This window comes from Amycolatopsis sp. NBC_00438, assembly GCF_036026695.1.
Taxonomy (GTDB): Bacteria; Actinomycetota; Actinomycetes; order Mycobacteriales; family Pseudonocardiaceae; genus Amycolatopsis.
This window is the reverse complement of sequence record NZ_CP107923.1, coordinates 6340265-6353231: the sequence shown is the minus strand read 5'-3', so window position 1 is coordinate 6353231 and position 12967 is coordinate 6340265. Positions and strand designations below refer to the sequence as shown.

Annotated in this window: 11 protein-coding genes and 1 pseudogene; 9 read left to right on the top strand and 3 right to left on the bottom strand. The window is 69.6% G+C overall.

Annotated elements, in window-relative coordinates:
- Nucleotides 1-17: 17 nt before the first annotated feature.
- Complete coding sequence (locus tag OG494_RS28340; protein WP_328443785.1) at nucleotides 18-443, top strand: hypothetical protein; 426 nt, start codon at nucleotides 18-20, stop codon at nucleotides 441-443.
- On the opposite strand, the gene OG494_RS28335 is transcribed toward OG494_RS28340, so the two are convergent.
- On the bottom strand, nucleotides 421-1266 hold the full coding sequence (locus OG494_RS28335; protein ID WP_328443783.1) for a DegV family protein: 846 nt from the start codon (nucleotides 1264-1266) through the stop codon (nucleotides 421-423). The genes OG494_RS28340 and OG494_RS28335 overlap by 23 nt on opposite strands.
- Nucleotides 1267-1509: 243 nt before the next feature.
- Here OG494_RS28335 and OG494_RS28330 point away from each other — a divergent pair, with 243 nt between their 5' ends.
- From OG494_RS28330 to OG494_RS28315, 4 genes and pseudogenes are all read left to right on the top strand, one after another.
- The gene (locus OG494_RS28330) at nucleotides 1510-2295 is read left to right on the top strand and encodes an electron transfer flavoprotein subunit beta/FixA family protein (RefSeq protein ID WP_328443781.1); all 786 of its coding nucleotides are present in this window, start codon (nucleotides 1510-1512) and stop codon (nucleotides 2293-2295) included.
- A gap of 29 nt (nucleotides 2296-2324) precedes the next feature.
- On the top strand, nucleotides 2325-3284 hold the full coding sequence (locus OG494_RS28325; protein WP_328443779.1) for an electron transfer flavoprotein subunit alpha/FixB family protein: 960 nt from the start codon (nucleotides 2325-2327) through the stop codon (nucleotides 3282-3284).
- A gap of 159 nt (nucleotides 3285-3443) precedes the next feature.
- On the top strand, nucleotides 3444-4226 hold the full coding sequence (locus OG494_RS28320; RefSeq protein ID WP_328443777.1) for a GNAT family N-acetyltransferase: 783 nt from the start codon (nucleotides 3444-3446) through the stop codon (nucleotides 4224-4226).
- A pseudogene (locus tag OG494_RS28315) lies at nucleotides 4223-5101 on the top strand (lysophospholipid acyltransferase family protein); the annotation flags it as partial. The gene OG494_RS28320 and the pseudogene OG494_RS28315, both read left to right, overlap by 4 nt.
- Before the next feature lie 507 nt (nucleotides 5102-5608).
- Here the strand turns inward: OG494_RS28315 and OG494_RS28310 are convergent.
- Nucleotides 5609-6511, bottom strand: coding sequence for an NADP-dependent oxidoreductase (locus tag OG494_RS28310; RefSeq protein ID WP_328443775.1), 903 nt, complete (start codon nucleotides 6509-6511; stop codon nucleotides 5609-5611).
- Nucleotides 6512-6669: 158 nt separating this feature from the next.
- On the opposite strand from OG494_RS28310, the gene OG494_RS28305 reads away from it, so the two are divergent.
- The 4 genes from OG494_RS28305 (at nucleotide 6670) to mnmA (ending at nucleotide 11720) form a co-directional block, all read left to right on the top strand.
- The gene (locus OG494_RS28305) at nucleotides 6670-7953 is read left to right on the top strand and encodes a response regulator transcription factor (protein WP_328443773.1); all 1284 of its coding nucleotides are present in this window, start codon (nucleotides 6670-6672) and stop codon (nucleotides 7951-7953) included.
- A gap of 45 nt (nucleotides 7954-7998) precedes the next feature.
- Nucleotides 7999-9366: an MFS transporter gene (locus tag OG494_RS28300; RefSeq protein WP_328443771.1), complete on the top strand. Its 1368-nt coding sequence runs from the start codon at nucleotides 7999-8001 to the stop codon at nucleotides 9364-9366.
- A 64-nt stretch (nucleotides 9367-9430) separates the two neighbouring features.
- The gene (locus tag OG494_RS28295; RefSeq protein ID WP_328443769.1) at nucleotides 9431-10624 is read left to right on the top strand and encodes a cysteine desulfurase family protein; all 1194 of its coding nucleotides are present in this window, start codon (nucleotides 9431-9433) and stop codon (nucleotides 10622-10624) included.
- Nucleotides 10625-10628: 4 nt separating this feature from the next.
- Entirely contained in the window at nucleotides 10629-11720 is a 1092-nt protein-coding gene (gene mnmA / locus OG494_RS28290) for a tRNA 2-thiouridine(34) synthase MnmA (protein WP_328443767.1), read from the top strand.
- Between the two features lie 5 nt (nucleotides 11721-11725).
- On the opposite strand, the gene OG494_RS28285 is transcribed toward mnmA, so the two are convergent.
- Nucleotides 11726-12931 carry a DUF222 domain-containing protein gene (locus OG494_RS28285; RefSeq protein WP_328443765.1) on the bottom strand — a complete coding sequence of 402 codons (1206 nt, stop codon included), beginning with the start codon at nucleotides 12929-12931 and terminating at the stop codon, nucleotides 11726-11728.
- Nucleotides 12932-12967 lie beyond the last annotated feature (36 nt).

Genomic DNA, 12967 nt, shown 5'->3' with positions numbered 1-12967 from the left:
CGTCTCGTTCCGCGGTCATGCAACGGACCATCACCCGCGTACTCCTCGTGTTCTCCGGCGTCGTCGAAGCCGTGATCGGAATCTGGCCACTGGTCACCCCGACTGGCTTCTACCAGGACTTTCCCGGTTTCCGCGCCGGCTGGGTCTCGATGGACGGGCCCTTCAACGAGCACCTCTTGCGCGACTTCGGCGGCCTCAATCTGGCCCTCGCGGCCCTCCTGATCGGCGCCGCCGTGATCGGCACCACAGCCGTGGCGCGGCTGGCCGGCGTCGCGGCGCTGCTGTTCGGCCTGCCGCACTTCTTCTACCACCTCGGCCACGTGTCGCATTTTGATCAAATTGATCAGGTTCTCATCATCGCGACGACCGGTCTGGGCGCGGTGGTGCCGATCGCGCTGCTGCTGATCCCCGGACGCCGGGTCAGTCCACCGGCGACACGGTGATGCCGAGCGCGCCCGGGCCGAGGTGCGCGCCGATGACCGTGCTCGCCTCGACCACCATGCTCTCGGCCATCCCGGACACGCGGCGCTCGATCTGCCGGCCGATCTCGAGCTCGTGATCGCTGGCGCCGAACCGCGTCACGGCGATGTCGACGCGGAACCCGCCGGACTTCCGGACGGCGAGCTCGACCATCTTGGCCAGCGCCCGCCGCGTGCCGGGAACGCGGGCGAGCGGCGCGACCTCGCCGTCCTTGACCGTGAGCAGCGGCTTGATCGAGAACGCCGTGCCGATGGTCGCCTGCGCGGCGCCGATCCGCCCGCCGCGGCGGAGGTACTCCAGCGTGTCGACGTAGATGAACTCGGTACTCGTGAAGCACCGGCGTTCGGCGGCTTCGATGACGCGGGCGGCGTCCCCGCCGGCGGCGGCCGCCCGGGCCGCGGCGATGGCGGCGAAGCCGAGGCTCATCCCCGTGGTGCGGCTGTCGAGGACGTGCACCGGGATGCGGACCTGCTGGGCGGCCTCCCGGGCCGCGCGGACGGTGTCGGACATCCGGCCGGAGAGGTGGACGCTGACGATCGCGGTGGCGCCGGAGGCCGCGGCCTCCTGGTAGGTCCAGAAGAACGCCCCCGGGTCCGGGGGCGCCGTGGTGATCAGCTGACCGGCTCTCATGGTGTCGATGACCTTGCCGCGGTCGAAGCGGTTTTCGTCGTCGAAGTGGCTTCCCGTGTTGAGCTGGATCTGCACGACGCCGATGGCCCAGCGGGCGGCGACGAGGTCGGGAAGGCACGAACTGGAGTCGGTGATGACGGCGATGCGCGCTGGCATGGTGCCGGAGGTTAACCCCTGGGACCCACCAGGAGTAGGCCGTAGTTGGTCCGATCGGACGAACGGCGGTTCAGACGGGGTAACCGGTCGACTACCGGGACGATGGTCCCAGTAGTTTGCGCATCCAGGTGAATGGCGTCACCTCGGCGGGTCCTGGCGGCGGAATGGCCCTAATCTACCGGCCAGTAGAGCACTGACCCGTGGCGCGCCCGCGGGCCACAACCGGGAGGTCGAAGAAGACCCATGACCAACATCGTCGTCCTGGTCAAGCAGGTACCGGACACCTACTCGGAGCGAAAGCTCAGCGGGGCCGACCACACCCTTGACCGCGAATCCGCCGACGCCGTCCTCGATGAGATCAACGAGAAGGCCGTCGAAGAAGCCCTGAAGATCAAGGAAGCCGGCGAGGGCGAGGTCACCGTGCTCTCGGTGGGCCCCGACCGCGCGACCGACGCGATCCGCAAGGCGCTGTCCATGGGCGCCGACAAGGCCATCCACGTCTCCGACGAGGCCCTGCACGGCTCCGACGCCATCGCCACCGCGAAGGTCATCGCCGCCGCGATCGCCAAGGTCGAGAACTACGACCTGATCATCGCCGGCAACGAGTCCTCCGACGGCCGCGGCGGCGCCGTCCCGGCGATCCTCGCCGAGCTGCTCGGCCTGCCGCAGGTCACCTACGCGCGTGAGGTCACCGTCGACGGCACCACCATCAAGGCCGTCCGGGAGACCGAAGACGGCCTCACCCACCTCGAGGCGACCCTGCCCGCGGTGGTCAGCGTCGGCGAGAAGATCAACGAGCCGCGCTACCCGTCCTTCAAGGGCATCATGGCCGCCAAGAAGAAGCCGGTCGAGACCTTCACCCTCGCCGACCTGGGTGTCGACGCAGGCGAGGTTGGCCTGGCCAACGCCTGGTCCACCGTGACCGAGGCCTCGCCGAAGCCGCCGCGCACCGCCGGCGAGAAGACCGAGGACGAGGGTGACGGCGGCACCAAGGTCGCCGAGTACCTGGTCGGCCAGAAGCTCATCTGACAACGGCTCTTCGAGGAGGAAACAAGAACATGGCTGAAGTACTCGTCCTCGTCGACCACGTCGACGGTGAGGTCAAGAAGGTCACGCTGGAACTGCTGACCGCGGCCCGCGCGCTCGGTGAGCCGTCGGCCGTCGTCGTCGGCCCGACCGGCACCGCCGCCAAGGCCAAGGAGTCCCTGGCCGCGCACGGCGCCGCCAAGGTCTATGTCGCCGAAGGCGACGACGCCGCGAACTACCTGGTCACGCCAAAGGTGGACGTGCTCGCCGCGCTGGCGCAGCAGGCCTCCCCGGCCGCCGTGCTCGTCACCGCCAGCGGTGAGGGCAAGGAGGTCGCCGCGCGCCTGGCCGTCCGGCTCGGCTCCGGACTGATCTACGACGCCGTCGGCGTCAACGGCGACGGCGTGATCGACCAGTCGATCTTCGGCGGCGCGTTCTCGGTGAAGTCCAAGTCGTCGAAGGGCGTCCCGGTCGTCTCCATCCGCCCGGGTGCCGTCGAGGCCGAGACCGCCGAGGGTGCGGCGGTCGAAGAGACCGTCGAGATCCCCGCAACCGACGCGGCGAAGGCCACCAAGATCACCGGCGTCGAGCCGGTGACCGGCGGTGACCGTCCGGAGCTGACCGAAGCCTCGATCGTGGTCTCCGGTGGCCGCGGTGTCGGCTCGGCGGAGAAGTTCGACGTCGTCGAGAAGCTGGCCGACTCGCTCGGTGCGGCCGTCGGCGCGTCCCGTGCCGCCGTCGACTCCGGCTACTACCCGGCGCAGTTCCAGGTGGGCCAGACCGGCAAGACCGTGTCGCCGCAGCTGTACATCGCCCTCGGCATCTCCGGCGCGATCCAGCACCGCGCCGGCATGCAGACGTCGAAGACGATCATCGCCGTCAACAAGGACCCGGAGGCTCCGATCTTCGAGATCGCCGACTTCGGCATCGTCGGCGACCTGTTCAACGTCGCGCCGCAGCTGACCGAAGCGGTCGCGAAGCGCAAGGGCTGATCCGCTCTCACGAAGGGCCTTCCGGGATGTTCCCGGAAGGCCCTTCGTGCGTTTTCAGGACCTGAGAGAAGCCTGAGAACCCGCAATTAACTGAACGTGCACTAATCGGTCATCGGATGGCACTCTCCGCGGTTTCCTGCGCACGGGTACACCTTGACCATGACGACGTCACAGCTCCTCGTCAGCACTGATCAGGCGGGTTCCGCGCTCCCCGCGGACGCCCCTCGGTACTCCCTTCTGGTCGCCCACGCGAACGACGAAGTGGTCGCGGCGCAGCGCCTGCGGCACCAGGTTTTCGCCGAGGAGATGGGCGCGCGGCTGCATTCCCCGCGCCCCGGCCTCGACGTCGACGAGTTCGACGAGTTCTGCGACCACCTCGTCGTCCGGGACGACAACACGGGCGACATCGTCGGCTGCTACCGGATGCTGCCGCCGGACCGCGCCGTCCAGGCCGGGAAGCTCTACGCCGACAGCGAGTTCGACCTGAGCGCGCTCGACGAACGGCGGCCCTCCCTGGTCGAAACCGGCCGTTCGTGCGTGCACCCCGACCACCGCAGCGGCGCCGTTGTCAGCCTGGTCTGGGCCGGGATCGCCCGGTACATGCTGCTGTCCGGCCATCGCTACCTCGCCGGTTGCGCGTCGGTCCCGCTGGTGGACGGCGGCTCGTTCGCGGCCGGCGTCTGGGACGTCCTGCGCACCAAGCACTACTCGGACGAGGCGACGCGCGTCTCGCCGCTGATCCCGTGGGACACCTCCGCGATCGAGCGCCCGGCGCGGGCCACGCTGCCGCCGTTGATCAAGGGCTACATCCGGCTCGGCGCCAAGGTCCACGGCCCGCCGGCGCTCGACGCGGACTTCGGTGTCGCGGACTTCTTCGTCGTGCTCGACCTGCACAACGTCGACGAGCGCTACCTGAAGTTCTTCCTCGGAGCCCAGGCATGAGCCACGCCTGGATGCCGACGTCGCCGTGTGGCGACGGCTGCCTCACCGAGGGCGACCCGGTGGTCGGCCTCCCGCGCCGGGTGCTGCGGTTCGCCGCGGCGATCGTGGTCGTTGGCGCGGCAATGCTGGCTTCGCCGCTGCTCCTGGTCGCCCGCGGCCGCGAGCGCCTGGTCCGCCTGATCTTCCGGGGCGTGCTGCGCGCGTTCGGCGTCCGCCTGGACATCCGGGGCGGCGACGACTTCCGCACCGCGCCCGCCGGCCGTGGTGCGCTGGTGGTCAACAACCACATCTCCTGGCTGGACATCGTCGCGATCAACGCGCTGCGGCCGATGCGCGCGCTGGCCAAGAAGGAGATCGCGGGCTGGCCGGTGCTCGGCGGGCTGGTCCGTCGCGGCGGCAGCATCTTCCTCGACCGCGAGCGGCTCAAGACGCTGCCCGCCACGATGGCCGAGCTGGCCGACGCGCTGCGCTCGGGCTCGCTCGTGAGCGTCACCCCCGAAGGCACGACGTGGTGCGGCCTGGCGTCCGGCCGGTTCACGACCGCGACGTTCCAGGCAGCCATCGACGGCGGCGTCCCGGTCCGCCCGATCGCCCTGCGCTACCGCCTGGCCGACGGCCGCGAGACCAGCCACCCGGCGTTCATCGGCCCGGAGTCGCTGATCGCGTCCCTGCGCCGGGTCGCGGCGCTGCGGGGCCTGGTGCTCGAAATCCACATCTGCCCGGAAATCGCGCCGGGCCGCGCGGAGACGCGCCGCGAGCTGGCCGAGCTGGCCGAAGCGGCGGTCCATTCCGCGCTGGGAACGGTGCAGATCCCGGCTCAGCGGCGACGGGCTTCTCGCCCGCAGGTTGTGCCGGTCCTCGCCGCATCGGCGCAGGCCACGGCATTCGACGTGGCGTCCCCCGGAGTCGTGGTCACGCCGTTCGACGTGACGGCGTCCCGGGCGATGGGCACCCAAGCCGGGCCTGCTCGGTCCACGTCTGGTCAGGTTGTGACCACGCCGGTCGTGTCTGCTGCGGCCGCGCAGGCTGTGTCGTCTGTCCAGGCTGCGCCTGCTCGAGCGGTGTCTGTCCATGCTGTGGCCGCGCAGGCCGTGGCCACTCGGGCCGTGTCTGCCGAGGCGGCGGCCAAGGCTGGGCCCACGCGAGCCGTGTCCACGCAGACCGTGCCGGCCCGAGCTGCCGACGAGCGCGCGCCGGCTCATCGGCCCGCCGGTGCGGAACACGATGAAGTGGCCACTCGGGCGGTGCCTGGTCAGGTCGCGCTCTCCCCGGCTTCGTCTCCCGCGAAGTGATCCGGGCCTGTCGCCGCGATCCGGCGACAGGCCCTGGTCGGCTCACGAACGGGTCTGCTGCCGATGTCCGGCGACAGGCCCGTTTCGCCGTCAGCTGACGGCGAGCGTCAGTTTCCCGCCCGGGTGCCCGCCTTCGCTCTCGATCTGGGCCGCCGCCGCATCGGCGAGCGGGTAACTCTTGCCCTGCGCGATGGTCACCCCGCGGTCGGTCACCCAGCCGGCGATCCCCTCCAGGACCTCGCGCGACTGCTCGCCGCCGCTGGAGAAGGTCAGCCCCAGCTCGAACGCCGCGGCGTCGGCGATCGTGACGATCCGCTCCTGCGAACCCCGCAGCTCGACCGAGCCCGGCAGGACGCCGTGCCCGGAGGTGTCGAAAACGGCGTCGACCGAGCCCGACGCGGCTTCGCGGACCCGCTCCACCCAGCCGTCGCCGTACAGGACAGGGATGACGCCGAGCGACTTCAGATCGTCGAGGCTCCGGCTGCCGCCGGTGCCGATGACGGTCAGCCCCTTCGCGAGGGCGGCCTGCGCCGCGAACCGGCCCACTGTGCCACTGGCGCCGTGGATGAGCAGCGTCTCGCCCTCGCGGACATCGAGCAGGTTCAGGACGCGAAGGGCTGTCTCACCAGCGACCGGCAACGCCGCGGCGTCTGCCCACGAGAGGCCCGTGGGCTTAGGCGCAAGCGTTTTCGCCAAGGCGTATTCGGCGTAGGCGCCCGTCTCGGACCAGCCGAAGACCTCGTCGCCCACGGAGAAGGCGGCGCCCTCGCCGACGGCGTCGACGACCCCGGCCACCTCAAGCCCGGGGGTGTGGGGGAAGTCGACCGGGAAGTTCTGCGCCATCCCGCCACTGCGGATCTTCCAGTCGATCGGGTTGATCCCGGCGGCCCGCACAGCCAGCCGCACCTGCCCGTGACCGGGCTCCGGCACCGGAACCTCGGACAGCTTCAGGACGTCCGGTCCGCCGTACCCGGCGAAGGTGATCGCTCGCATGGTGTCGTCTGCGCTCCTCGTTTTCGGGACCTTCGATGCTCGAATGTCCTCGTCACCGAGTCAACTCGCCCGTCGGGCACACCGAACCACTCGGACGAGCAGTGTTCACTAGCCGGACGAGCAGTCCGTCGGCGTACGAGCGCGCCTACTTTGGAACCATGGACGCTTCCTGGTCGGATCCGCGACACGTGCTCGACGTCGTCGAACGGCTGTTGTCGGCGCCGCGCCCCCAGCTGCTCACCCAGTTCTCCATCGAGCTGGGGGTGCTGATCCCGCACCGCGCCGCGGCGATGCAGACGGGCGACTGCCCGCGCAGCCCGCTCAAGGTCGTCGGCGACCCGGCAGTCGCCCAAGCGGTGACGAGCGTCGAGCTGCAACGGCTGGTCGACCGCAGCGAGCCGGGCACCGCGCTGGTTGTCGAGGGCGTCCTGGGCGGCATCGAACGCCCTCTCGTCCTGCTCGCGTCGTCACCACCGGTCGGCAAGGGCGCGGTGCTGGCCGTGGTGCTCTCGGCCCCGGAGCCGCCGGCCGCCGAGCTGGAGCTGGCCGCCCGGCTGTGGCACATCCTCAGCACGGACGCGGGCCAGCGTGCGACCGACCCGGGTCCGGAGGTCCTGGCCAGCAACCTCGCCGCGGCGACCGCGCGGGCCCAGGCGATCACCGACCTCGGCCAGACCCACACGACGACCCTGTCGACCCTCCTGGCGGTGCTTCGATCCGGCCGGCTCCCGGACGCCGCCGCGCGCCGGACGGCGGTCGACCTGGCCGCCGACGCCCTGCTCGAGCTCAAGGGCGTCGTCGACCGCGACCAGGCCATGTCCGTGGAGTCGGCGGGCGCGGCGTTCGCCGTGCTCAAGGACCAGCTCGCCGACCTGGCGCGGCACACGGACGTCCACGTCGACCTGGTCGGTCCGGTCGGCGAGGGCTCGCTCGCGCAAGACATCGCCCACACGGCCCGGACGTTGACCCGCGGCCTGGTGCTCGCCGCCCTAAACCGCCCGGCGACCACGCGCCTGCGGGCGTCCTGGCGCCTGGACGGCTCGGTCGTCCGCATCACGGTCCGCGACGACAGCCCCGAGGTCGCCGCGGCTGTCCCGGCGGGCGGCCTGACCGAACGGCTCACCACGCTGGGTGGTCACTGGGAGGTCGACGCCGTCCCGGGCTGGGGGACGACGGTCACCGCCGTCCTGCCCCTCGGCGTGGCCGAACCGCCGGAACTGCGCCCGCTCGACCGGCTCAACCCGCGCGAGATCGAGGTGTTGTCGGGAATCTCCCAGGGCCTGCGCAACCGGCAGATCGCCGAGCAGTTGCAGCTCAGCGAGCACACGGTGAAGTTCCACGTCCGCAACATCCTCGACAAGCTGGACGTGACCTCCCGCGGCGAGGCCGCCGCCCTCGCTCGCGACCTGCGCCTGGAGCCGGCGACGCGCCACTCCGCGTGAAATCGGCTTGACCTCCAGCGGGCTGGAGGTTGCACGCTGCTGATCATGACCTCGACCATCGACCCCGCGCCCGTCCGCCGCAGTGTGCTCTGGAGCCCGGAACACCGGCTGACGACGATCGCGCTGCTGCTCGTGGTCACCCTGGTCGCTTTCGAGAACATGGGCGTCGCGACGGCGATGCCGACCCTGGTCGCCGACCTGCACGGGCTGTCCCTGTACTCATGGCCGTTCACGATCTTCCTGATCTCCAGCGTCGTCGCCACGGTGTTGTCGGGCCGCATCGGCGACCGCCGCGGCCCAGCACCGGCCCTGCTCGCAGGCCCGGCATTGTTCGCAGCCGGCCTGCTCGTCGCAGGAACGGCGACGGGTATGCCGACCCTCCTGCTCGGCCGCGCCCTGCAGGGCTTCGGATCGGGACTGCTCCTGGTTTCGGTCTCGCTCCTGATCGCCTTGACGTTCACCGATCATGAGCGCCCGGTGATCTACGCCGCGAACGCCGCCGCCTGGGTCCTGCCCGCGGTCATCGGCCCGTCCGTGGCCGGATTCCTGACCATCAGCGTCGGCTGGCGCTGGGTGTTCCTGGGCTTGGTCCCGCTCGTGGTCGTGGGCGTGGCCATGTTGCTGGTGGTCGTCCGCCGCCTGCCCGCGCACGTCCCCGCCGCGGGCGGCCCCCGCGCAGGCGTTTTCCAAGCGCTCATCGCCGCCCTGGGCATTGCCGCCCTGACCTGGGCCGCGCAGCACCAGTCCCTCCTCGCCCTCGGCTACGGCACAGTCGGGCTGGTAGCCCTCGGCTACGCCCTCCGCAAACTGCTCCCGACGGGGACACTGACCTCTCGCCGAGGCCTCCCCACGGTCGTCGCCTCCCGCGCGTTGATCGCGGGCGCATACGCCGGGATGGAGGCATACCTGCCCCTGACGATGAGCGCGGTCCACGGCTACAGCCCGGCCCTCGCCGGCTTGCCCCTGACGATCACGGCACTGGGCTGGTCCGCGGCATCTGCCGCCCAGGGCCGCTACGTCAACTGGTCGAGGGAGGCATCCCTACGCACCGGATTCTGGCTCGTCACGGCCGGCTTGATCTGCTTCGGGTTGGTCTCACAGCCCTGGTTCCCCGGCTGGACAGCCTTCGTGGCCTGCGCGGTCGGCGGCGCGGGAATGGGGATCGCGATGCCCGCGACCTCGGTCCTCCTGCTCCGCTACTCGCCCGAGGGCGAGCGGGGGTTCAACACCTCGGCGATGCAGCTCGCGGACTGGGTCGGCTCGGCACTGCTCATCGGCCTGGGTGGCGTCCTTCTCGGCGTGGTCGGCTCCGTTCTCGACCCGTCGCCGGCGATGGCCCTGCTCACGGTCGCCTCGGTAGGGCTCGCCCTCCTGGGCGTCCGGCTGACCGGGCGCTGGCCGTCGAAGGTGTGACAGCCCACTTCGAGGGTCAGGGTGCGCTTCGTCACGCGCTGGAGCGGACTACCCTGAAGGGGCGATGACCTATCTCGACCACGCGGCGACCACACCGATGTTGCCCGAAGCCATAGCGGCGATGACCGAGGCGCTGTCCACCGTGGGCAACGCCTCAGCGCTGCATTCCTCGGGCCGCCGAGCCCGCCGGATGGTCGAGGAAGCCCGAGAGACCATCGCCGACGCACTGGGCGCCCGCCCATCCGAAGTGATCTTCACCGGCGGCGGCACCGAGAGCGACAATCTCGCACTCAAGGGCATCTACTGGGCTCGTCACGACGAGCAGAAGCAGCGCCGGCGCATCTTGTGCGGTGCCGCCGAACACCACGCGGTGCTCGACACTGTCGAGTGGCTCGAATCCCGCGATGCCGAGATCACCTTGCTGGATGTGGACAGCCAGGGCCGGGTGTCGCCCGACGTCCTGCGCGCCGCCATCGCCGCGGATCCCGAAAGTGTCGCGCTGGTGACGGTGATGTGGGCCAACAACGAGGTCGGCACGATCAACCCGATCGCCGAACTGGCCGCCGTGTGCGCCGAGTTCGACATCCCGCTGCACACAGACGCGGTCCAGGCGGTCGGCGCTGTGCCGGTCGACTTCGCCGCCAGCGGCGCAGCTGCGCTCACGTTCACGGGCCACAAGCTCGGTGGCCCGTTCGGTGTGGGAGCCCTCCTGCTCGGTCGCGACGTGACATGCGTGCCTCTGCTGCACGGTGGCGGCCAGGAACGCAGCGTCCGCTCCGGCACCTTGGATGTCCCGGCGATCGTGGGGTTCGCGACTGCTGTCCGGACCAGCATCTCCGCCCGGACCGAATACGCGAAGCGCGTCGAGGAACTGCGCGACGGGCTCATTGAAGCGGTCCGCCGAGAGGTGCCCGACGCCGTCCTCAACGGCGAAAAGGGCGAACGGCTCCCTAGCCATGTCCATTTCACGTTCCCCGGATGCGCCGGCGACAGCCTGCTGATGCTGCTCGACGCCAAGGGCATCGAGTGCTCGACAGGATCCGCGTGCACTGCAGGCGTTGCCCAGCCGAGCCACGTGCTTCTCGCTATGGGCGCTGACCCGGCCGCTGCTCGCGGTTCGCTCAGATTCTCTCTCGGCCACACGTCCACCGCCGCCGACGTCGATGCAGTCGCAGCCGAGATCGGCGGAGTAGTTACACGCGCGAGGCAAGCCGGACTTGCCGGAATGCGCAAGCAGACCCAGAAGCAAGAGGTGTAGGGCAATGCGGGTTTTGGCCGCGATGAGCGGAGGAGTGGATTCGGCGGTCGCCGCGGCGCGCGCGGTTGATGCCGGGCACGATGTCGTCGGCGTGCACTTGGCCCTGTCGGCCAAACCTGGCACCCTGCGCACCGGTTCGCGCGGCTGCTGCACGATCGAAGACTCGCACGATGCCCGGCGAGCCGCTGACATCCTCGGTATCCCGTTCTACATCTGGGACTTCGCCGAGCGATTCACCGAAGAAGTCGTGGAGACGTTTGTCGGCGAGTACGCCGCCGGCCGCACGCCGAACCCCTGTGTCACCTGCAACGAGAAGATCAAGTTCGAAGCTCTCCTCGAAAAGGCGATGGCACTCGGCTTCGACGCGGTCGCAACCGGCCATTACGCACGTTTGTCCGTAGCTGATGGTGTGCCGGAGCTGCGCCGCAGCGCGGACAGCGGTAAGGACCAGTCCTACGTACTTGCCTCCCTTACTGCGGAGCAGCTCAGCCACGCGATGTTCCCGCTCGGCGACTCTTGGAAGACCGAGGTGCGGGCCGAGGCAGAACAGCGAGGATTGTCCGTCGCGAACAAGCCGGACAGTCACGACATCTGCTTCATTCCGGACGGCGACACGAAGAAATTCCTCGAGAACCGGCTGGGGCAGCGTCCGGGCGAGCTCGTCGACGCGGAAACCGGCGCGGTACTCGGCCGGCACACCGGCGTACACGGTTTCACTGTGGGGCAACGCAAGGGTCTTGGTATCGAAGCTCCGGCGCCTGACGGGCGTCCTCGCTACGTCCTGTCCCTGGAGCCGGTGTCCGGTTCCGTCAAGGTCGGTTCCGTGGCCGACCTCGGGATCGACGTGATCGACGCCGACCGCGCGATCTGGCCCAGTGGTCGTCCGCTGACGGAGCCGACTGAGTGTGTGGTCCAGGTTCGGGCTCACGGCGGAATCGTCGACGCGGTCGCCGAGGTGGACTCGGACACCATGTCGGTGCAGCTGCGTGAACCTTTGCGTGGAGTCGCCCCTGGTCAGGTCGTCGTGCTTTACCGGCCGGACTCTGACGGCGGCGATATCGTCTTGGGTAGTGCGAAGATCTCAGGCACGCGCTGACCTCGTCATTTCCGCGGCTTTTTCGAGGACCGGTTCGCTCGTCGGTGGATCGGATGCATTGATGGCGGTGTTGTCGAGCGAACCCTGCCGGTCGGCGTCGCAACATTCACGGTCCCGTCGGGAGCTACCTCGTAGGCCCACCCCGGCTGGCTCTTCAGCTTGCGGTGGCGAGAGCAGAAAGTGACTGGCTGGTGCGCGACCGCTTCAGCCTTGCCTGACGCGCGAGTCGGTTCGATCCCGCAACTCTGGGCAGGCCGCGTGCACCCGGGCTGTCGGCATTCCTGATCGCGGACGCGGATGAACTCGTCCTGCGCTTGGTCGAGCGGATAACGCGTCGGCGAGAGCTCGACCACTTGGCCAGTGCGCGGGTCGGTGAGAACTCGCCGCAACGTCGTGTCGGGCCCGCTGATGATGTTGCGGGCGACCGCGGGGGCGATCGGGCCCCGGCCGGCCAAGGTCGCCGGGAGATCGTTCAAGCTCAGATAGGTGGCCAGGTCGATGTGCAAGAACACCTCGGCTCGCACGCTCGGCCCACCTGTACCGCTCAGCAGCAGATCCATCGCGACGTCAGCTCGGAGCTGGTCCAGCGTTCGTGCTTCTTCGGGGGTCTTCAGAGCGCGAGCCGCCCGATCGATGCGGGCGTAGGCTGCGGTCGCCTTCTCGGTTGGAGCGTTGTTGATCGACAGATGGGTCACCGCGGCGTCTTGGTGGTGCAGGGCGAACCGTCGTTCGGTGAGTTTCTGCTCGGTGCGGCTCGCAGCACCTACCGGGTCGGCTTTCGCAGCGGCATAGGCAGCCGCCCGACGGACCTGGGTGGCGTTCCGTCCGGGAACCCGGTCTTCGAGTGCTTCGTCGACGATGCGCACGTAGTCACCGGAAACCCAAGCGGTCGCGTCCGTGACCTTCATGGCGCGATAGAGGTCCAGCCTGCCGTCGTCCATGAGGTTGAGCATGCGGGGAAGCCGGGCGATCAGCGCGTTGGCCGCGGAAACAATGGTGCCGGCACGGTGTTCCGTTATGGACAGGGCCAAGGCCACTTCGGAAGCCGTGCTGGGTGCCCGTCTCCGGCGCACGCTGAGGTCCGCGATCGCTCTCAGTTGAAGTGCTTGCAGCTTGGAGATCTCGGCATCGGTGTCGCGTATCAGGTCGACGACCTGGTCGTCTTTCAAGCACTGCAACGTATCCGGGTTCGCACGAACCGACTGCAGCATGAAGGGAGGCTTGTCCTGGGCATTCCGGGAATCGTT

Bases quoted from the DNA above. Each gene is read 5' to 3' on its own strand.
- OG494_RS28295 (WP_328443769.1), top strand. From the start codon at position 9,431: ATGACCTATCTCGACCACGCGGCGACCACACCGATGTTGCCCGAAGCC.
- mnmA (WP_328443767.1), top strand. From the start codon at position 10,629: ATGCGGGTTTTGGCCGCGATGAGCGGAGGAGTGGATTCGGCGGTCGCC.
- OG494_RS28325 (WP_328443779.1), top strand. From the start codon at position 2,325: ATGGCTGAAGTACTCGTCCTCGTCGACCACGTCGACGGTGAGGTCAAG.
- OG494_RS28300 (WP_328443771.1), top strand. From the start codon at position 7,999: ATGACCTCGACCATCGACCCCGCGCCCGTCCGCCGCAGTGTGCTCTGG.
- OG494_RS28340 (WP_328443785.1), top strand. From the start codon at position 18: ATGCAACGGACCATCACCCGCGTACTCCTCGTGTTCTCCGGCGTCGTC.
- OG494_RS28330 (WP_328443781.1), top strand. From the start codon at position 1,510: ATGACCAACATCGTCGTCCTGGTCAAGCAGGTACCGGACACCTACTCG.
- OG494_RS28305 (WP_328443773.1), top strand. From the start codon at position 6,670: ATGGACGCTTCCTGGTCGGATCCGCGACACGTGCTCGACGTCGTCGAA.
- OG494_RS28320 (WP_328443777.1), top strand. From the start codon at position 3,444: ATGACGACGTCACAGCTCCTCGTCAGCACTGATCAGGCGGGTTCCGCG.
- OG494_RS28310 (WP_328443775.1), bottom strand. From the start codon at position 6,511: ATGCGAGCGATCACCTTCGCCGGGTACGGCGGACCGGACGTCCTGAAG.
- OG494_RS28335 (WP_328443783.1), bottom strand. From the start codon at position 1,266: ATGCCAGCGCGCATCGCCGTCATCACCGACTCCAGTTCGTGCCTTCCC.
- OG494_RS28285 (WP_328443765.1), bottom strand. From the start codon at position 12,931: ATGCTGCAGTCGGTTCGTGCGAACCCGGATACGTTGCAGTGCTTGAAA.